Genomic DNA, 19,550 nt, shown 5'->3' with positions numbered 1-19,550 from the left:
CAACTTGCGCTGAAGCGGCCAATGCCATGATTAAACAACGCACCCTGAAAAATATTATCCGTGCCACAGGTGTAGGCCTGCACTCGGGGGAAAAGGTTTACCTGACCCTCAAGCCCGCACCTGTGAATACCGGCATCGTGTTTTGTCGTGCCGACCTCGACCCTGTGGTGCAGATCCCTGCCCGTGCGGAAAACGTCGGTGACACCACCCTGTCGACCACTTTGGTCAGCGGGGACACCAAGGTGGACACGGTAGAGCACTTGCTTTCGGCCATGGCTGGCCTTGGCATCGATAACGCCTACGTCGAACTCTCTGCCTCCGAAGTTCCAATCATGGACGGCAGCGCGGGACCCTTCGTATTCCTGATTCAATCTGCCGGCCTGGAAGAACAGGACGCAGCCAAGAAATTCATTCGTATCCTGAAAGAAGTTACTGTGGAAGAGGACGGCAAAACCGCCACTTTCCTGCCTTTCGAAGGGTTCAAGGTGAGTTTCGAGATCGACTTCGACCACCCTGTTTTCCGTAACCGTACCCAAAGTGCAACCGTGGATTTTTCCAGTACTTCTTTTGTTAAAGAAGTCAGCCGCGCCCGTACCTTTGGGTTCATGAGTGATATCGAGTACCTGCGCAAGCACAATCTCGCACTTGGCGGTAGCGTAGAAAATGCCATCGTGGTCGACAAGGATGGCGTGCTTAACGAGGACGGCCTGCGGTACGAGGACGAATTCGTCAAACACAAAATCCTGGATGCAATCGGCGACCTTTACCTGCTGGGCAATAGCCTGATAGGCGAGTTCCGAGGCTTCAAGTCTGGGCACGCACTGAACAACGTCCTTCTTCGCGCATTGATTGCGCAGAAAGATGCTTGGGAAATCGTGACCTTCGAAGACGCCAGCACCGCCCCGATCTCTTACATGCGTCCTGTTGCGGCCGTGTAATTAGTACTCTCTCTTTCCTTTTATTTTTTAAGGCTGCCTTCGGGTGGCCTTTTTTTATGGTTGTTGAAGAGTGCAGGGAGAATGTAAGAATAACCCTGCGAAATTGAGAGACGTCTCCTACTGGGTTTGTCGGCAGGGTGGGATACCTTTAGTCGATTTATCTACCCAAAATTACCGTTCATTCCGATATGAAGAACGGCGATGCCCACTGCCCCAACGTTCACGCTCAGCATCAAAGGAGCTAAAGACAACGAGTTACTTGTTCTAGCCTTTTCCGGCGAAGAGGCCATCAGCGAGTGCTTCGAAATCACCGTCGATGTGGTCACCGACCGACCGCCGCGCGAGCTGGAAAGCCTGCTGCACAAAGAAGCCTATCTGGCCTTTGGCGATCAGGGCCTGCACGGCCATATCTACTCCATCCGGAAAGGCAAAGTGGGCACCCGGTTGAGCCACTACCAACTGGTAATGGTGCCGTTTCTGCGCTATTTGCAGCACGCCAGTAATCGGCGGATTTTCCAGAACCTGACCACTGAAGCCATCCTCCGCGACGTGCTCAAGGGGCATGGTTTGCTGAACGGTTTGCACGTGCTGTTCAACATCGGCCCGGAGAAACCGGTCCCGCATGAATATTGCGTTCAGTACGATGAATCTGACCTGCATTTCGTCAGCCGTTTGTGCGAGGCCGAAGGCTACTTCTATTACTTCGAGCACTCCCCGGAAGGGCACCAACTGATCTTCGCCGATCAGGAAACCGAGTTCTATCACGCGGGCAATCCCACCGTGGTGATGCCGTTTCGGCCGATCAACGGCATGGCGGCAGAGCATCCGGTGATCCAGGCGTTCGGCGTAGGCCTGAGCACCCGCGCCAGCCGCGTCACCCACCGTGATTACGACTTCCAAAACGCACACCTCTCGCTGGAAGCGGACCGGGACTCCAAGGTATTTCCGAACCTTGAGACGTACATCTACCCCGGAGAGTTTGATACCGCGCACCAAGGACGGGTACGCACGCGTCGGGCGCTGGAGCGACTTCGCGGCGATGCTGAGCTTGCTCAAGGTCAGAGCGACCAGCCTTTGCTGCGCAGTGGCACGCCGTTAAAGGTAGAAGAACACCCGGAGCCGGGTTGGAACATGGTCTGGCTACCGACTTGGGTGTTTCATGACGGTCGCCAGCCTGCTGTATTAGAGGAGTACGCGGTCAGTGACGAGCCGGTGGAGTCCGGTCGAATCACTCAGGGTTATCGCAATGAGTTCATTGCTATCCGCGAGACCGTGCAATTTCGGCCTGCCCTCAAACATCCAGTCCCGAAGATTCAAGGCATGCAAACCGCCGTGGTGACCGGCCCTGCCGAAGAGGACATCCACTGCGATCAATACGGGCGGGTAAAAGTCCGTTTTCACTGGGACCTCAGTGAAGAAAACGAAAGCACCAGCTGCTGGGTGCGGGTGGCCTCCAGCTGGGTCGGCGCCGGATACGGCGCGGTCACCATCCCCCGCGTGGGCATGGAAGTGTTGGTCGCCTTCGAAGAAGGGCACGCCTGCAAGCCGATTGTGGTCGGATGCCTGAGCAACAACACCCATCAAGTGCCTCACAACCTGCCGGAAAACAAAACTAAAACCGTTTTGCGCAGCAAAAGCACCGGAAAAACGTCTGGTTTCAATGAGCTGAGCCTGGAAGACAGGAGCGGGGCAGAGCTGATCTACCTCCGCGCCCAGCGCGACATGGAGCAGTTGATCCAGAACGACAGCCGCATCGAAATCGGCAACGAACGTCTGGAAACCATCAAAGGCAACAGCACCACCGTGCTCAAGGCCGAGGAAAACGTCACCGTCACCGGCGCCCGCAAAGTGCAGTTGTTGGCCGACGATCACCTCGACGTCGCTGGCAGCAGTCACACCCGCGTCGGTGGCGACTTGTTGATGGCCGCCGGGCAAGAAGTGCACATCAGCGGTGACAACATCGTCATCAGCGGTGGCCTCAGCTTGACGCTGTCGATCAACGGTCAGCACATCGTCATCAATCCGGCGGGGATTTTCAGCAGTACACCGATCCAGGTCGGCGGCGCACCGGTACCGGGGACCCCTGCAATGCCGTTGGCCCCCGGCGACACTCAAACACTGATTGCAGGAGGGGTTCCGCCGTCGATCGTCTTCGCGTCAAAAGGGCAAACCGATACCGCTTCGCGCATGCCACTGCTGTGCCCGCTGTGCGTGCTAGCCAACACGGAGCAGACCCATGATTAATGCAAAAAAACCAACCCTGTGTTTGCCCGACGACTTTTCCTGGGAGCATACCGTTGCGCTGTTGCTGGATGCAGTACAGGTCAAGACGCTGCTGCCGCGTCTGTTTCAATGGGACCCCGAGGTGACAGTCGAGGTTATTTATCTGCGGACCCGGTTTGCGCAATTCAGGGCGCTCTCTCCCTGTCTTGTACGCCTGAAAGAGCCGAGTGACCCCATTCTTGAGCAGTTTTTGGCCCATGTCGGAGAGCATTGGGGTTATCTATTGGCCTGCGATGCCCCATGGGAGCAGGTGGCCGCGCATTGGCGCTGGCTGGCAAGCGTCGAACACCCCTCGGGTGAGGAAATGCTGCTGCGCATCGCCGATCCGGCAGTGGCCCATGCGGTGTTCAGCGACACAGTATCCTCGACGTCCACCCTGTTTGGACCTTGCCTGCGGGTCATGGTCGTCAACGCGGTGAGCGACGGTTGGCGCCACTACACCCGTGCCGGTGAGCGACCCGCTCCGAACCACGCCGCGTTGTACCGACTGAACGAGCGGCAGGTGGAGCTTCTGAATGAAGCCAGTTTCGACAAAAATGTGACCGAACTCTACGGGCACATGGGCGAATTTTTTCCCGACTACCGCATGGATTTGCAGCCCCAACAGCGCTGGCAGCACTTGCGTGGCCTGGCAAAGCGGGCAGTCGAACTCGGCTTTGAAAGCGAGGCCGACATCTGGTTGTACGCCAACGCCCATGGTTTTCTAAGCGAACAGCGGCTTGTGGCCGATCCAGAAATCGCCAGCCTGCTGAACCCCGCGTCCCCACTCCCACCCAGCACGCGTATCGCAATGATCACCACGTTGGTCGAGCGCAGGAGCCACCCATGACCGACCTCATGACCCCCCGTGGCCATTTGGCTAATTTGATCGCCCAGTCCCGCAGTCGCGATAACGTCAGCGCTGGAGGGGTGTGCCCACTGACCAAAACCACGATCCAGTTGCTGCCGGTCCGCTACGGCCTGGTGGAGCACCTTACGCCTCCCTCGGACATCCCCATGCCCCACACCTTGCAGAGCAAGGCCATGGGCATTCGCTTGTTGCGCAACGGTTACTTGTACGTCATCGATAACACAACCGGTTATCTGCACGAGTACTTCGTGGAACAAGGTTCTCTGAGCAAATTATTGTGGCAGGGCACCGAGGTCGCCAGCGATGTCCGGGAGCATGCCATCGAAGGTGGGTCCACCCTGACCCTCGCTCGCCGCAGCACGGTGTACGTGGCCTACTCGGAAATTCAGTGGACCGCCTACAAGTGCTCGCAAGTGATCCGGCACGCCACCGAGCGCGAACACTTCATGCAACGCGTCGACCTGACCGCCACCAGCAGTGAGCACACAGGCCAGCATTTACTGACCGAAAAGCAGGCCACAGACTGGCTGGCGGAAGTGGCGGAAAATCGTTGCGAAACCGGCGGTCGCGGCCCGGTCGATCAAGCCCCGGGCAAGACCCTGCCCGACGGCGCAAGCACGGAAGAAAACACCGCTTACATCTGGGAACACACGCCGCTGTTTCGCCACACCTGGATCGAAGAATTGACCAGCCAGGTCGATGGCGCACACCAGCGCGATTTCCTGTTTCTGGTGGTACGTGACGACATCGGCATCATGCGCGACCTGGCCGCCGCCCAGCTCAAGGTCGCTGACTGGATCGGTCAGTGGAGCGACGATGACGCCCTGCAACGCCAGTACCTCACGGGCGCTTACATTCAGTCCCTGTACGACGTCAGCCAGAAACGCTTGAGCGAGCTGGCCACCGATGACCCGCGTTATGCCGCGTTGATCAAGGACACCACCGAATCAGAACGCGAGACGCTGCTGAACTACTTACGCATCAAACGCGATTATCACGGGCCGGGGGTGTACGGCGACGAGAGTCACTGGCGTGAGCTGGCGCAGACCAATCCCTTCGCCAAAGCCTCCATGGAATTACGTGATGCGCTGGGTGACCCGCGTTGGCAACACCATCGAGAGGCCATCGTCGAGCTGAACTTCCAGACCTACGAAGCCCTGCACGGTGCCGAACCGGGTGAGCGCGGTATCGATGACCTGGTGAATCGGCACGCCATGCAAGCCTTTGTGCTCAAACAACAAACCCTGTTGCAACACTGGCAAGGCCAGCTCAAACGCATCCGCGCCGACCGCCTGAAGATGATCGTCGAAGGCCATTTCCATCGCGCTGCGTGGTACTACGATTTCCAGCAAAACGAGCAGATCAGACATCGACTGGAAACCGAGCTCGAGTGCGTCGCCGCTATCTGCGATGACCGTGAGGCCATGGTGCAACTGGAAGCCTATCTGGAGAAAAATCCGCTGGTCCAGGTGCCAGGGCTGGATACCCTCGGCAGCGCCGATCAGTTGGATCTGAAGAAAAAACTCGCCGACCTCGGCAACTTCAGCATCAAGCTGACCGACGCCCCCGGCGCTGTGGCGGAGCTGGATGCACTGGCTAACCAGTTCAACAGTTTGATGCGGCAGCGCTTGCCGAACTATCAGCGGTTGACTGGGGAGTTTCAGGGGTTGAGCAGTTTGTTGGGCGGGGCGTATGACCCGGCGAGGCAGATGCGGACGGCACATCGCCTGGACATCATGCAGCAAGACTTTCAGCGCGGTGCCAACATTAATCCCAATGAATTTATCCGAAACATTGGTTCGGCAGCCAGATTGCGCCTGCTGAGCGCTTACGCTACCAGTGGCCTGACATTACGTGCAGCTACACCGATTGAAATCCAGAACTTTACCAATGACCGTAGTACCGCCCTGAACATGCGCCACGAACTTAAGGAGCTGTACAAACAACGTCGTCACGACCTGATTTGGGAGCGCGACGTTAAGGGGCTGAGTAATCAGATTGTCGCCCTTAAAGCCCGAATGGCACCGGTAGAAGATCGCTTGAGCCAGGCATTGACGCCAGGTGGCAAGGGCCCCAGCCAGTTTGGCTTGGTGCTGGGCAGCATGGATGCCGAGTTGAGCGAAGAGATGCAACGCACCGTGCGTGATTACCGGAGCAGTGGCACGTTCAAAGGACCGGTGGCGAGTGTGCTCAAGTCCAAGGGCGATCAGATTGCGGTAGTGTTGTTTTATTTGCATGCGATGAAGTTTGTGAATCTGATGAGTGACTTGGCGAGCAGTAGAACCGCGACACTTAGGGATTTTGGTATGTTCCTGGATTCATTGGTTGGGATGTCAGCTGCTGGGTTTGCTGCCACTCAAGGCTTGGCCATCAACGTGCTACAAGCCCATATCGGCGAAATGGAAAGCGCGGCTGGCAAGCTCAATGCCATGAGTCGACTGGGTAGGTGGTCGGCAATCACTGGACTAGGTGCTTTTGCCTTTGGGGCCATCGCCGCCGCTATTGATTTAGATCGGCATGCCAAGCAATGGGGGGAGGCCTTGTCGGAAGGCGACGGCAAGAAATTGGCCACAACTTCGCTGCAAATGAGCGGCGATGGCTTGCTGGTCGGAACCAACACCTGGGCATTGCGTCACACGGCTGCGATTACCCGAGAGATCATGCGCCTGCCCAAAGAACTGCGCGCTATGGCGTGGGCGGAGAAAAGTCCGCGACTGATCAACGTTGCCGTACGAGCGAATGTGATTGGCATTATTGGCATGGCCCTGCAACTGGTCGGTGAAGGCCTCTATAACTACTTCAATTTGGATGACATGAAGAAGTGGATACATCACAGCGCATGGGGTCATGACGACCTCAACCAAGGGCTGGAGGATGACTGGAGTGATCTTGCCACCGTGGTCCAGCAGCCCCTGTGTCAGCTGATTCGTAACGGTAAAGACACTGAGCTGCGCCTGACCTTCCCAGGGGTAAGAACCGCCGAACTGGACCGTCGCGAAGTGTCAATTGAAGTGTATCAGCGTCAACCCAGCGAGCAACCTTACAAGCGCGTTGGGCGAGCAGTGTACGTTCCACCTTACTGGGAGGAACGTAGCGAATATGTTGCTAACAGACTTACGGTACTCAGTCAGGGAAATGAGGGGCTGGTCTTGAGACTGCCTATTTTTTCCCTGGAGTTATCCGACTCTTTCGGCCTGGCACTGGCCGTCAGCTACAAGGTGGAAGACCATCGTCCGCTGCGCCATCGGACGATTTTTCATGTTCTGGATATTCATCGCTCTACTGTGTACGGGGTGAGGATTGAGCAACAGGGGACGTTCAACTACAAACCGCACAAAGAACTTCCTGCTCGGCTCAGACCCATCGAACCCTGGTTCTTGAAGCAGGACGAGTTGAAGTACCTCGATGCTGAGTAGAGTATTCAATCGTAAAGAAAACCCTGCGCCGTCCATGACAGCGCAGGACATCACAAACAATCGTCCTACTGTTGGCGAGGTGCGGAAGCATGGGCTGGAAGAAACACTGTATTTAGCACCGTTGCCGGTGTGTACCGGTCAAGCGCCCGTGAGCATGCAGAATTTCTCAGCGATGAATGATGTGTATCTGCAGATGGGCGGCAGCAACAACGGCATGGTTTTTCAGGGGAAATTATTCGCTTGGGCCATTTGGTTGACGCTAATTGTTTTGGTCTTCTTTCCCATATTGATGGCGACGTTGATCATCATATTTTCACCCGCAGATATCGAACGTTCTTTTTGGGGGCTTCTTTGGATGGGGTTCCAGGCATGTCTTTATGTCGGGATGTGTATGGGGGTTATATCTGTTGGCACCGTCGGTTATACGATTGTCGAGGGCGTCCGCACCCAAGCCAAACAATACCCCCTGCGCTTCAACCGCCAACGTCGCGAAGTTTGTTTCGTCGACAGCGACACCCACGAAGTACTGGTCGTGCCATGGGAGCGCGTGGTCGCCTGGGTGTCCCAATCAGAAATGGTCACCCAATACGGTGCCACCCAGTTCTACACCTTCGGCATGGGGCTGGAGGACGAGAAAAACGACACCGTGCAGTTCGTATTGGTCGGTAAACCTAGCCAGGCCCATGCCATTGGCACCTGGGAGGCCATTCGTATGTACATGGAGCAAGGCATTCCCAAGGATCAAACGGGCGACTGGCTGAAGATGCTGTTGGGGCGGGAGTTGACCGAGGATGAACTTCGACCCTACGAAGGGCTACACACGTGGGACGTGGAGCGGCGGATCAAGGAAGACATGGGCGATTTGCACTGCCCGTTGAGTGATGAGTATCTCGCCAGAGTCGGCCTTGAGCCTCGCACCCGCTGGCCCGTGCGCTGGTGGTACGTGCGCCGGGTTTTAACCTTCTGGAAAATGCCGTACATGATAGCCGAGTGGGGTCACAAAGCCGGTTCCCCCGTGTTGCCCGACCACGTGCAGCGCTGGTCGCAACCGATCCCCACCGATCAATGGGCCAAACCCAGCCCCGTCCTGCAAAAAGCCACGCGCACGGTGGAAGACGCAATGCGCAAACAGAAAATGACCTTCATGAACGCCTGCGCACTGCTGGGTAAGAAGACTCAGTGACCAATAGGCGCATCCCTGCAGATCAGGACGCATGGGCGCGGTGCCAGCGTTGCGCACGCCGTATCAATAGCGGCAGCGTCCGGCAGTGTTTCTTCAGCCCTTGGGCTTGCCATGACTCGCTAGCCGCTCCAGCGCGGCACGCAGATTAGGGTCGGTAATACCCTCTGCCGTGGCCTGGATGCTTTCTGCGGCGTTGGCCGACAGATGGATGGTGTGTCCTGTTGCGCCCTGTTGGACGGTAGGCGGTTGTACTTTGAACAGGATGCGCGTCAGGCTGGCGAATTCTTCAAAAGCGACCAGCTGTCGTTGCAGGCGTTTCTGTTGATAGCGCAGGCGCGTGGCCCAATGACCGTCGGTCACGATCAGCAACAGGCTGCCTTCACGCCAGGACGCGACGTGGCAGTGTTCACGAGCAGCCGGTTGCAGCTGGGTTTCGAGCAGGCGCTGTAAGTGGGCCAGGCGTTGAGCGTGGTGGAATATGGCTTTAAGCGGCTTCGCCTCGCGGAGCAAGACGGCCGGCGCCCTTGCCGAGAGGGGACGAAATGCCATGTGGGACACCTTGAGTTACGGAGCGGCCATGGTAGCAGAAAGCGCCCGCACGGCTTCGTTAGATGGGTTTTCCGTGCTTTTATGGACACATTCAATGCGTCACTTTTCCCCTCAATGGGTTGAAGTCCGAAAAAACGGCCCTATTGTAAAGCTGCCCCATTAGAGCGTTGTGCCGGTATCGTGGAATAACGCCACTTTCCTCACCACCGTTTCCGGGTAGAATGCTCGTTCGCATGCGGCCATAAGGGCTGCACGGGCGACTCACGGGGCCGCCCTCCATCCCTATGTGTGGAAGATCCTGTCGATATGTTTGCGCCTTTGTTAAAGAAACTTTTTGGAAGCAAGAACGAGCGTGAAGTCAAACGCATGCTCAAGACGGTCGTCACCGTCAATGCCTTCGAAGAGCAAATGGTGGCCCTTTCGGACGAGCAATTGCGTGCCAAGACCGAAGAGTTCAAGGCCCGTTTAGCCAAAGGTGAGACCCTCGATCAACTTCTGCCTGAAGCTTTTGCGGTTGCCCGCGAAGCCGGCAAGCGTGTCATGGGTATGCGCCACTTCGACGTCCAGTTGATTGGCGGCACAGCCCTGCACGAAGGCATGATCGCTGAAATGCGTACCGGTGAAGGCAAGACCCTGGTGGCGACACTGGCGGTTTACCTGAACGCGCTGGCCGGTAAGGGCGTGCACGTTATTACCGTGAACGACTACCTGGCTCGTCGTGACGCCAACTGGATGCGTCCGCTTTACGAATTCCTCGGTCTGACCGTCGGCGTCGTCACGCCTTTCCAGCCGCCTGAAGAGAAACGCGCTGCTTATGCGTCGGATATCACCTACGGCACCAACAACGAATTTGGTTTCGATTACCTGCGCGACAACATGGCTTTCAGCATGGAAGACAAGTTCCAGCGCGAGCTTAACTTCGCTGTAATCGACGAAGTCGACTCGATCCTGATCGATGAAGCGCGTACGCCGCTGATCATTTCCGGTCAGGCTGAAGACAGCTCCAAGCTGTACACCGAAATCAATAAACTGATCCCGAGACTCGAGCAGCACATCGAGGAAGTGGAAGGTGTTGTTACCAAGGCCGGGCATTTCACCGTTGACGAGAAAACCCGTCAGGTTGAACTGAACGAAGCCGGTCACCAGTTCATCGAAGAGATGCTGACTGAAGTCGGCCTGCTGGCGGTGGGTGAAAGCCTGTACTCGGCGCACAATCTGGGCCTCTTGACCCACGTTTACGCCGGTCTGCGCGCACACAAACTGTTCCATCGCAACGTCGAGTACATCGTCCAGGACGGTCAGATCCTGCTGGTCGACGAACACACCGGTCGTACCATGCCGGGTCGCCGTCTGTCCGAAGGTCTGCATCAGGCCATCGAAGCGAAGGAAGTGCTGAATATTCAGGCCGAGAGCCAGACCCTGGCATCGACCACCTTCCAGAACTACTTCCGCCTGTACAACAAGCTGTCCGGTATGACCGGTACAGCGGACACCGAGGCGTTCGAGTTCCATCAGATCTACAGCTTGTCGGTAACGGTTATTCCGCCGAACAAGCCGCTGGCGCGTAAAGACTTCAACGACCTGGTCTACCTGACCGCCGAAGAAAAATACGCCGCCATCGTCACCGATATCAAAGAGTGCCTGGCCCAGGGGCGTCCGGTACTGGTGGGTACGGCAACCATCGAAACCTCCGAGCACATGTCCAGCCTGTTGATCAAGGAAGGCATCGATCACAAGGTTCTGAACGCCAAGTATCACGAAAAAGAAGCCGAAATCATCGCCCAGGCCGGTCGTCCGGGTGCGCTGACCATTGCCACCAACATGGCCGGTCGTGGTACCGACATTCTGTTGGGCGGCAATTGGGAGGTGGAAGTCGCGGCCCTGGAAGAGCCGACCCCTGAGCAGATCGCTCAGATCAAAGCCGACTGGCAGAAACGCCATCAGCAAGTGATCGAAGCGGGTGGTCTGCATGTAATTGCTTCCGAGCGTCATGAATCTCGCCGTATCGATAACCAGCTGCGCGGTCGTGCCGGTCGTCAGGGCGATACAGGTTCCAGCCGTTTCTACCTGTCGCTGGAAGACAGCCTGATGCGCATTTTCGCCTCTGATCGGGTGAAAAACTTCATGAAAGCGCTGGGCATGCAGTCCGGCGAAGCGATCGAGCACCGCATGGTGACGAATGCGATCGAAAAAGCGCAGCGTAAAGTCGAAGGCCGTAACTTCGACATTCGCAAGCAACTGCTCGAGTTCGATGACGTCTCCAACGAACAGCGTAAAGTGATTTACCATATGCGTAACAGCCTGCTGGCTGCGACCAACATTGGTGACACCATCGCTGACTTCCGTCTGGACGTGCTCAACAGCCTTGTCAGCCAGCACATTCCGCCACAGTCGCTGCCAGAACAGTGGGATGTCGTGGGCCTGGAAGCGGCGTTGAACAGCGATTTCGGCGTTCAGCTACCGATCCAACAGTGGCTCGACGAAGACGATCATCTGTACGAAGAAACCCTGCGCGAGAAGCTCTTGCAAGAGCTGCTGGCCGCGTACAACGATAAAGAAGAACAAGCCAGTGCCGAAGCGCTGCGCACGTTCGAGAAGCAGATTCTGCTGCGTGTCCTCGATGACCTGTGGAAAGACCACCTGTCGACCATGGATCACCTGCGTCACGGTATCCACCTGCGGGGCTATGCACAGAAGAACCCGAAACAGGAATACAAACGCGAGTCCTTCGCGCTGTTCCAGGAACTGCTCGACTCGATCAAGCGCGACACTATTCGTGTGCTGTCTCACGTTCAGGTTCGCCGCGAAGACCCGGCCGAAGAAGAAGCCCGTCTGCGTCGCGACGCCGAGGAGCTGGCTCACCGCATGCAGTTCGAACACGCTGAGGCTCCAGGTCTGGATCAGCCCGAAGCGCTGCTGGAGGAGGGCGATGTTGCCGTCGCAGCGGCACCGGTTCGCAACGATCAGAAACTGGGTCGCAACGAAGTGTGCTGGTGTGGTTCGGGCAAAAAGTTCAAGCACTGCCACGGCCAGATCAACTAAGTTCAGCCTGGCGTTGTTAACCTGAAATACCCCGCGCCGCGACCGGCCCAGCCGTCGCGGCGTTTTTCCATCGATTGAGCCGTACCGATGCGGGCGGCGCAGATAGCTTTCAAGGAGCGCACTTCATGGCTGTTGGTCTTGGTCCTTTGCCGACGTTGCACCCGGTTCCTGGTTTTGAACTTGGCATTGCCTCTGCCGGAATCAAGCGCCCAGGGCGCAAAGACGTGGTGGTCATGCGCTGCGCTGAAGGTTCCAGTGTGGCAGGCGTGTTCACGCTGAACGCGTTCTGCGCCGCGCCGGTGATTCTGGCCAAGCAGCGTGTAAAAGGCCCTGTGCGTTATTTGTTGACCAACACCGGTAATGCCAACGCGGGCACCGGCGCGCCGGGGCTGGCCGCAGCTGCGCGTACCTGCGCCAAGCTCGCGGAGCTGGCGGGTGTCGACGCCGATACTGTGCTGCCATATTCCACCGGTGTGATTGGTGAGCCGTTGCCCGTGGAGAAAATCGAAGGGGCGTTGCAAGCCGCCCTCGACGATCTGTCTGTGGATAACTGGGCCGCTGCGGCAACCGGGATCATGACCACTGACACGTTGCCCAAGGGGGCGAGCCGTCAGTTTCAGCATGAAGGCGTGACCATCACCGTGACGGGGATCAGCAAGGGCGCCGGGATGATTCGTCCGAACATGGCGACCATGCTCGGCTATATCGCTACTGACGCCAAGGTCGCGCAGAGCGTGTTGCAGGACCTGCTGCGTGACGGGGCCAACAAGTCGTTCAACCGTATCACCATCGACGGCGATACCTCGACCAACGACTGCTGCATGCTGATCGCGACGGGCAAGGCCGCATTGCCGGAGATCACTGAGGCTAAAGGTCCATTGTTCGCTGCGCTTAAACAAGCGGTGTTCGAAGTATGCATGGACGTGGCTCAGGCCATTGTCCGTGATGGCGAGGGCGCAACCAAGTTCGTCACCGTTGAAGTAAATGGCGGCGGCAATCATCAGGAATGCCTGGACGTGGCTTACGCCGTGGCGCACTCACCGTTGATCAAAACCGCGTTGTTCGCCTCCGATCCCAACTGGGGCCGGATCCTTGCTGCGGTGGGCCGCGCGGGTGTGCCGGATCTGGACGTCAGCAAGATCGACGTCTTCCTCGGTGCTGTGTGCATCGCCAGCCAGGGCTGCCGTGCAACCACCTACACCGAAGCTCAGGGCTCGGCGGTCATGGCCGAAGCTGAAATCACCATCCGCATCGAGCTGGGCCGAGGTGAATGCCGCGAAACCATCTGGACCACCGACCTGTCGCACGAGTACGTGAAGATCAACGCGGAATACCGTACGTAATCTGGACGCGCATTTTAGCTGAACAGGTGGGCGCGAATGTATTTGCTCCCACCTGAGGTGATCGATCCGCCCTCCTGGAGAGTCCCGAACATGAGCTTGCACCTGATTATCGGCGACAAACGCTTTTCTTCCTGGTCGCTGCGTCCTGCGCTGGCGCTGGATATGATCGGCGTGCCCTATACCGAGCAAGTGATTTGGCTGAATCAGCCAGACAGTCGGCAACGGGCGCTTGAGCATTCGCCGACCGGCAAAGTGCCTCTCCTGAAAACCGAACACGGGACCATTGCTGACTCTTTGGCGATTATTGAGTACCTGGCCGAGCGTTTTCCTGAGGCGGGACTCTGGCCGCAGGATATCGCTGCCCGGGCCCAGGCGCGCTCAGCCTGCGCGCAGATGCACAGCGGGTTCATGGGTTTGCGCACGCACATGGGGTTCGACCTTCGGCGTGATGCGGCGCTGGACGTGATCCCTGCCGACGCTCAGGCCGACATCGATCGTATCGTTGCGTTGTGGGCTGAGTGTCGTGCCGCGGCCGTTGAGAGTGGTCCTTATCTGTTTGGTAAGCTGAGCGCGGCGGATGCGTTTTTCGCTCCGGTTGCAGTGCGCCTGCGGACCTATCGTGTGGCATTGCCCGCAGAGGCGCAGGCGTATGTTGAAACAATTTACCAGTGGCCTGCTTTTCAGCGCTGGCAGAAAGCAGGTTTAGAGGAAGTGGTGCGGTGAAACGAGTTCATGTAGCAGCGGCAGTGATCCGTGGTAACGACGGCAAGATCCTTATCGCACGACGTGCCGATACTCAGCATCAGGGCGGTTTGTGGGAGTTTCCCGGCGGTAAGGTCGAGACCGGTGAAACGGTCGAGGTCGCGCTGGCACGCGAGCTGCTGGAAGAGCTGGGTATCGTGGTTGTCACCGCTCGTCCGTTGATCAAGGTTCAGCACGACTACCCGGACAAGCAGGTGTTGCTGGATGTCTGGGAAGTATCGGCATTCATCGGTGAGCCGCATGGCGCCGAAGGCCAGCCATTGGCGTGGGCGTCTGCGCGCGAGCTGGTGGACTATGACTTTCCGGCGGCGAATCAGCCTATCGTCGCGGCAGCACGCTTGCCTGGCGAGTACCTGATTACCCCCGAGGGGCTGGAAACGCCAGAATTGCTGCGCGGTTTGCAGAAGGCGATAGCCGGAGGCATCAAGCTGGTACAGCTGCGCTCGCCGAACGGGTACGACCCGAAATATCGCGACTTGGCGGTGGATGCCGTTGGACTCTGCGCAGGCAAGGCGCAGTTGATGCTCAAAGGGCCGCTGGAGTGGCTGGGTGACTTCCCGGCTGCTGGGTGGCACCTGACGGCGGCGCAGTTGCGCAAACTCGCCAGCGCAGGCCGACCGTTCCCTGCTGCACGCTGGCTGGCGGCGTCCTGTCACAACGCTGAGGAATTGGCGCTGGCCGAGCAGATGGGGGTGGATTTCGTCACGTTGTCTCCGGTGCAAGCTACGCAAACCCATCCAGACGCGCTGCCGATGGGGTGGGAGCAGGCGACGCAGTTGATCGCCGGCTTCAGCAAGCCCGTGTTTTTGCTAGGCGGTGTCGGTGTCGATGATCGTCAGCGCGCCTGGGAAAGCGGCGCGCAGGGCGTGGCAGGGATTCGGGCGTTTTGGCCAGAGGTCTGACCGCCGCGCTCCTACGGTTTTGGCGCCGCCTGCCAAAGAATCTCGGCAATGCCCTGACGCTTGGCAATCAAACGCGCCGCCACGAACAGCAGGTCCGACAGTCGGTTGATGTAGGCCAGGCCAACCCCTGCCAGTGGTTCGAGGGCATTCAGGTGTTGGCAACGGCGTTCGGCGCTGCGGGCCAGGCTGCGACATACGTGGGCCTGCGCGATCAATGCTGAACCGCCCGGCAGAATGAAGTTTTCCAGCGGACCCAGCGTCTCGTTCCATAGATCGATGGCTGCCTCCAGGTGCTCGATTTCAGCGTTGTCGAGCGCTTGATACGCAGGCATCGCCAACTCGCCACCCAGATCGAACAACCGATGCTGGCAAGGCGTCAGTACCTCGATCAGCTCGCTCAAGCCCGGATAATGCTCGACCTGCTCCGCCAACCCTGCGAGCAATACGCCCACTTGGCTGTTCAATGTGTCGACCTCGCCAATGGCCTCGATACGCGGGTGGTCCTTGGGTACGCGGCGGCCATCACCAAGGCCGGTTTCGCCTTTGTCGCCCGTACGTGTGTAAATTTTCGACAGGCGAAAGCCCATGGTTATAACTCCGAAAGGGACTGTTCCTGAACGTTGATTGCGCTGCCGGCCAGCGGCAGGCGCAGGGTGAAGCAAGTGCCTTGGCCTGGGGTCGATTGCACTTCCATCTGGCCTTTGTGGTTGTTGGTGATAATGAAGTACGACACGGACAGACCGAGCCCTGTGCCTTGACCGATTTCCTTGGTGGTGAAAAACGGCTCGAAGGTGCGTTTTCGTACGTTCTCAGACATCCCGATGCCATTGTCTTCGACCTGGATCTCGGCCCAAGGCGGGTTTAGGCGGGTACGCAGGATGATGCGTCCCGGTTCACTATCATTTGCACGTTGATGGATGGCCTGCGCGGCGTTCTTCAGCAAATTGAGCAGCACCTGCTCCAGCTCGTTAGCCGTACCGGGTACGGGGCCCAGGTTGGGGTCGAACTGGCGAATGATGGCCTGGCCCTTGAAGTCGAAGCCGATGGTCAGGTCGAAGTCGTTACTGGCGATCTCTACGGCCTGATCGATCAAGGCGGGCAAGTCGCAGGGCGCCATCTGTCGGTTGCTGAGTCGGCTGAAACTGAGCATGTGGCTGACGATTTTGGCGGCGCGGGCGCCGGCCTGCTGGATGCCTTCGAGTAATTTAGGCACTTCACGGCTTTCCAGGTATCGATTGACCTGCGCCAGATCAATGCCGTTTTGTTCGGCCTGCTCGATGTTTTTCGGCAGATCCGGCGACAGGCGTCTGCGAATGTTCTGCACGTTGTGCAGGATTGCGCCTAGGGGGTTGTTGATTTCATGCGCCATGCCGGCCGCAAGCCCGCCGACCGACAGCATCTTCTCCGACTGCACCATCATGTCCTCCAGCGACAGCCGCTGGGTGATGTCATCGATGCGGATCACCACGCCACGGCCTGCGCCGCCTGTCAGCGGATAAAAGGTCAGTGCATAGTGGTGAGGGACTTCATCTTTGATCCAGGTGACCCGCTCGATCTTGGTGACCGTGTGTCGCTCGACCGTGTGTTTGATCTTCGGCAGGAAAGCTTTCATTGGCTCAAAGGCGAGGAAAATCGGCTGATTGAGGGCTTCATCCAGAGGTGTGCCGGAGAGGGCGCTGGCCTCTTGGTTCCATTGCGTGACATACAGCTGTTCGTCCAGCGCGATCAGCGCTGACGGCATCGAGTCGATGATGCTGTTGAGGTAGTTCTGGAAGCCGGTGAGTTTCTTCTCGATCTTGCTGCGCACCTGCACTTCGAGTTCGAGTTTGCGGTTGGTGTGGCGGGTTTCTTCTGCCAGGCCCTGTGCTTGGTCGTAGGCGTCTTGAGAGTCGTCCCGCGCACGTTTGAGTTGCTGCTCCCGGGCTTCAATACGCGAAAGCATGGTGTTGAAGGCTTCCGCCAGGCTGCCGATTTCATCGTCGTTGCCTCGTTTGGCACGCAGTGCGTAGTTTTCCTCGCGGGTCACCTGGCGCGACAGCTGTTCGAGCTGGTAGATCGGCTCGGTGATCAGGCGCCGAATCTGCCGGGCGATGATCAGCCACAGCAATACGCTGAATACCAGAATCCCCAGGCTGGCGGTGAGCGTGCCGGTGTAAAACGCCATCGGCAGCTCACTGCTGGCCACCAGCAATAGGTAGCCTGGAGCTTCTCCTGCTTTGGGGATGGGAATCAGTTGAGTGCTGCGAAACTCGGTCAGGCGCCAACCTTCTATGTTCTTGTAGCGTTCGGGCAAGTTGAGTTTTTCGCCCTGCTGTACCTGCGCCAGACGCTCACCGTTGTTGTCGTACAGTGCTGCCGCACGCAATGAGCTATAGCTCTTGAGCTCCTTGAGCAAAGCTTTGGCGTTGCTTTCCGACGTTAACGCGTCCTGGCTGAGACCGGGGTTGCTGAGCAGTCGGCCAATGGTCTGCAAGGCTTGTGGGGCCATGCTTTCTTGGGAGATGTAATAGGCGGCGCTGATGAAGGTCAGGTTGGCCACCAACAATACCGTGGTCAACAAGACCAGCAAGGCGGCCAGAAGCTTCTGTCCTACCGGTAGGTTTTCTAGGCGCTGGCGCAATGGCATCGGGCAAATCACAGGCGATTGATGAACCCGCAGGGTAACGCGGGGTTCAGGCACTGAGCAATATTGGCCGCGCCGTAATCTAGTCGGTGCGCAACCCGCGTGACTGCAAATGGGCGATCAGTCGCGCTTGCAGCTGAGTCAGGTGCGGCAGCGAGCACTGATGACGCGCCGCTACCGCGCAGGCGTGGCCCAACAGATAGCTGATTTCGGTGCGGCGGCCGTGGGCGACGTCCTGATACATCGACGAATAGTTGGCTGCCGTCGCCTGAATCACCCGCTCGACCTCGCTGTGCAAGTCCTCGGCTGCCGCGGGCTGGCCGCAGCAACCGAGCAGTTCGGTCAATTCAGCGCACAGTGTCGCGACTTCGCAGTGGTGGGTTGCCAGCCCGCCGTTGCGGCAGTCATGGAGTACGGTCAGTGGGTTGATCGCGCAGTTCAGCGCCAGCTTGCGCCAGAGCCGGGTGAGGATGTCCGGGGTCCACTCATGAGGGATGCCGCTGGCCTGTAGCTCGTTCAGCCATGTGGGCGGCGTCGGGTCCTTGGCATCGCCGAGCCAGGTGTAGCCGTGGCCGGCAAATACCACACGCCAGTCGCCGTCACGAAAAGCACCCTCGGTACTCGATGCAAATATACAGCGGGCATGGGGCACCTTTGCCGCGACCGCATCCTGACTGCCGAGGCCATTTTGCAACAGGATCAGTTCAGCATTGGCGCTCAATCGCGGAGCCAGACGAGCGACGGCGGCTTCGGCGTCATAGGCTTTGCACGCTACCAGCAGGCGTTCAATGGGTTCGGCGGCGTCGAATGTTTGCGCGGGGATGGCCAAGGTGTGGCCGTGGCCTTGCTCGACCAGGGTCAGACCGCCGGCGGCCTTGTAGGCCGTCAGACGCGTTGGGTCGCGCAAAATCAGGCGTACCGGTAATCCGGCGCGCGCCAGGCGGGTCGCCCACAGGCTGCCGAGGCTGCCGACGCCCAAAACGTGCCAGATAACAGCCATCAGCCATTCACTGGCGAAGGCATGACGGGGTGTTGAATGAAGGAATTGGAATTCAACATGGCAGGCTCGCAGCGACGGTGGGGAAAGTCTCGTTATAATGACGGCGCATTCATACCGTCAAGTCAGGCGTGCTCCATCTTCATATCGAGCCGCGCCGTTTATCTGGAGAAATTACATGCCCTCGTTCGACGTAGTGTCCGAACTGGATAAACACGAAGTCACTAACGCCGTCGACAATGCCATCAAAGAGCTGGATCGTCGGTACGACCTTAAAGGCAAAGGCACATTCGAGTTCAAGGAGTTGACCGTGAACCTCACCGCCGAGGCAGATTTTCAGCTAGAGGCGATGGTCGAAATCCTCAAGCTGTGCCTGGTCAAGCGCAAGATTGATGTGCAATGCCTTGAGCTCAAGGATGCTTATGCGTCCGGCAAATTGATGAAGCAGGAAGCCACCCTCAAGGAAGGCATTGATAAAGAGATGGCGAAGAAAATCGTCGCTCATATCAAAGACGCCAAGCTTAAGGTGCAGGCCGCTATTCAGGGCGAGCAAGTCCGTGTGACCGGCAAGAAACGTGATGATTTGCAAGAAGCGATGGCGGTACTGCGGGGTCATGAGTTCGGCATGCCCCTGCAGTTCAACAACTTTCGCGACTAAAGGT

Annotated in this window: 14 protein-coding genes; 10 read left to right on the top strand and 4 right to left on the bottom strand. The window is 58.1% G+C overall.

Going from position 1 to position 19,550, the window contains the following annotated elements:
* Window positions 1-26: 26 nt before the first annotated feature.
* The 5 genes from lpxC to QN399_RS13375 all read left to right on the top strand — a co-directional run bounded on the left by lpxC (window position 27) and on the right by QN399_RS13375 (window position 8,670).
* Window positions 27-938: a UDP-3-O-acyl-N-acetylglucosamine deacetylase gene (gene lpxC, locus QN399_RS13395; RefSeq protein WP_219062250.1), complete on the top strand. Its 912-nt coding sequence runs from the start codon at window positions 27-29 to the stop codon at window positions 936-938.
* A gap of 201 nt (window positions 939-1,139) precedes the next feature.
* Window positions 1,140-3,182, top strand: a complete 2,043-nt coding sequence (tssI, locus tag QN399_RS13390) for a type VI secretion system tip protein TssI/VgrG (RefSeq protein ID WP_330201035.1) — start codon at window positions 1,140-1,142, stop codon at window positions 3,180-3,182.
* The gene (locus tag QN399_RS13385) at window positions 3,175-4,050 is read left to right on the top strand and encodes a DUF4123 domain-containing protein (RefSeq protein ID WP_330201034.1); all 876 of its coding nucleotides are present in this window, start codon (window positions 3,175-3,177) and stop codon (window positions 4,048-4,050) included. The genes tssI and QN399_RS13385 overlap by 8 nt, the downstream gene beginning before the upstream one ends.
* Window positions 4,047-7,487 carry a toxin VasX gene (locus tag QN399_RS13380; protein ID WP_330201033.1) on the top strand — a complete coding sequence of 1,147 codons (3,441 nt, stop codon included), beginning with the start codon at window positions 4,047-4,049 and terminating at the stop codon, window positions 7,485-7,487. Before QN399_RS13385 ends, QN399_RS13380 begins: the two co-directional genes overlap by 4 nt.
* A gap of 391 nt (window positions 7,488-7,878) precedes the next feature.
* Window positions 7,879-8,670: a DUF6708 domain-containing protein gene (locus QN399_RS13375; protein WP_330201032.1), complete on the top strand. Its 792-nt coding sequence runs from the start codon at window positions 7,879-7,881 to the stop codon at window positions 8,668-8,670.
* A 93-nt stretch (window positions 8,671-8,763) separates the two neighbouring features.
* Here QN399_RS13375 and QN399_RS13370 read toward each other — a convergent pair whose 3' ends face one another.
* Complete coding sequence (locus tag QN399_RS13370; RefSeq protein ID WP_322181793.1) at window positions 8,764-9,219, bottom strand: DciA family protein; 456 nt, start codon at window positions 9,217-9,219, stop codon at window positions 8,764-8,766.
* A gap of 306 nt (window positions 9,220-9,525) precedes the next feature.
* Between QN399_RS13370 and secA the strand changes: the two genes are divergently transcribed.
* The 4 genes from secA to QN399_RS13350 all read left to right on the top strand — a co-directional run bounded on the left by secA (window position 9,526) and on the right by QN399_RS13350 (window position 15,268).
* Window positions 9,526-12,261, top strand: a complete 2,736-nt coding sequence (secA, locus tag QN399_RS13365; protein ID WP_322217939.1) for a preprotein translocase subunit SecA — start codon at window positions 9,526-9,528, stop codon at window positions 12,259-12,261.
* A gap of 125 nt (window positions 12,262-12,386) precedes the next feature.
* Window positions 12,387-13,604, top strand: coding sequence for a bifunctional glutamate N-acetyltransferase/amino-acid acetyltransferase ArgJ (gene argJ / locus QN399_RS13360; protein ID WP_330201031.1), 1,218 nt, complete (start codon window positions 12,387-12,389; stop codon window positions 13,602-13,604).
* A 90-nt stretch (window positions 13,605-13,694) separates the two neighbouring features.
* Window positions 13,695-14,327, top strand: coding sequence for a glutathione S-transferase family protein (locus tag QN399_RS13355; RefSeq protein WP_322217936.1), 633 nt, complete (start codon window positions 13,695-13,697; stop codon window positions 14,325-14,327).
* Window positions 14,324-15,268 (top strand): Nudix family hydrolase, encoded by a 945-nt coding sequence (locus QN399_RS13350; RefSeq protein ID WP_322181785.1) that lies wholly within the window; start codon window positions 14,324-14,326, stop codon window positions 15,266-15,268. The genes QN399_RS13355 and QN399_RS13350 overlap by 4 nt, the downstream gene beginning before the upstream one ends.
* A gap of 11 nt (window positions 15,269-15,279) precedes the next feature.
* Here QN399_RS13350 and QN399_RS13345 read toward each other — a convergent pair whose 3' ends face one another.
* From QN399_RS13345 to QN399_RS13335, 3 genes are all read right to left on the bottom strand, one after another.
* Window positions 15,280-15,855, bottom strand: coding sequence for a cob(I)yrinic acid a,c-diamide adenosyltransferase (locus tag QN399_RS13345; RefSeq protein WP_330201030.1), 576 nt, complete (start codon window positions 15,853-15,855; stop codon window positions 15,280-15,282).
* A gap of 2 nt (window positions 15,856-15,857) precedes the next feature.
* Window positions 15,858-17,894, bottom strand: coding sequence for an ATP-binding protein (locus QN399_RS13340; protein ID WP_322181781.1), 2,037 nt, complete (start codon window positions 17,892-17,894; stop codon window positions 15,858-15,860).
* 79 nt (window positions 17,895-17,973) lie between these two features.
* Window positions 17,974-18,891 carry a putative 2-dehydropantoate 2-reductase gene (locus QN399_RS13335; protein WP_322181779.1) on the bottom strand — a complete coding sequence of 306 codons (918 nt, stop codon included), beginning with the start codon at window positions 18,889-18,891 and terminating at the stop codon, window positions 17,974-17,976.
* 175 nt (window positions 18,892-19,066) lie between these two features.
* On the opposite strand from QN399_RS13335, the gene QN399_RS13330 reads away from it, so the two are divergent.
* The gene (locus QN399_RS13330; protein ID WP_219062239.1) at window positions 19,067-19,546 is read left to right on the top strand and encodes a YajQ family cyclic di-GMP-binding protein; all 480 of its coding nucleotides are present in this window, start codon (window positions 19,067-19,069) and stop codon (window positions 19,544-19,546) included.
* The last annotated feature ends 4 nt before the right edge of the window (window positions 19,547-19,550 follow it).

This window comes from Pseudomonas sp. 10C3, assembly GCF_036346185.1.
In the GTDB taxonomy this organism is placed as follows: Bacteria; Pseudomonadota; Gammaproteobacteria; order Pseudomonadales; family Pseudomonadaceae; genus Aquipseudomonas.
Note: the sequence above shows the minus strand (reverse complement) of the source record. Positions and strands in the feature narration are given on the sequence as shown.

Coding starts and splice junctions, on each gene's coding strand:
- lpxC (WP_219062250.1), top strand. CDS start 27: ATGATTAAACAACGCACCCTGAAAAATATTATCCGTGCCACAGGTGTA.
- tssI (WP_330201035.1), top strand. CDS start 1,140: ATGCCCACTGCCCCAACGTTCACGCTCAGCATCAAAGGAGCTAAAGAC.
- QN399_RS13385 (WP_330201034.1), top strand. CDS start 3,175: ATGATTAATGCAAAAAAACCAACCCTGTGTTTGCCCGACGACTTTTCC.
- QN399_RS13380 (WP_330201033.1), top strand. CDS start 4,047: ATGACCGACCTCATGACCCCCCGTGGCCATTTGGCTAATTTGATCGCC.
- QN399_RS13375 (WP_330201032.1), top strand. CDS start 7,879: ATGGGGGTTATATCTGTTGGCACCGTCGGTTATACGATTGTCGAGGGC.
- QN399_RS13370 (WP_322181793.1), bottom strand. CDS start 9,219: ATGGCATTTCGTCCCCTCTCGGCAAGGGCGCCGGCCGTCTTGCTCCGC.
- secA (WP_322217939.1), top strand. CDS start 9,526: ATGTTTGCGCCTTTGTTAAAGAAACTTTTTGGAAGCAAGAACGAGCGT.
- argJ (WP_330201031.1), top strand. CDS start 12,387: ATGGCTGTTGGTCTTGGTCCTTTGCCGACGTTGCACCCGGTTCCTGGT.
- QN399_RS13355 (WP_322217936.1), top strand. CDS start 13,695: ATGAGCTTGCACCTGATTATCGGCGACAAACGCTTTTCTTCCTGGTCG.
- QN399_RS13345 (WP_330201030.1), bottom strand. CDS start 15,855: ATGGGCTTTCGCCTGTCGAAAATTTACACACGTACGGGCGACAAAGGC.
- QN399_RS13340 (WP_322181781.1), bottom strand. CDS start 17,894: ATGCCATTGCGCCAGCGCCTAGAAAACCTACCGGTAGGACAGAAGCTT.
- QN399_RS13335 (WP_322181779.1), bottom strand. CDS start 18,891: ATGGCTGTTATCTGGCACGTTTTGGGCGTCGGCAGCCTCGGCAGCCTG.
- QN399_RS13330 (WP_219062239.1), top strand. CDS start 19,067: ATGCCCTCGTTCGACGTAGTGTCCGAACTGGATAAACACGAAGTCACT.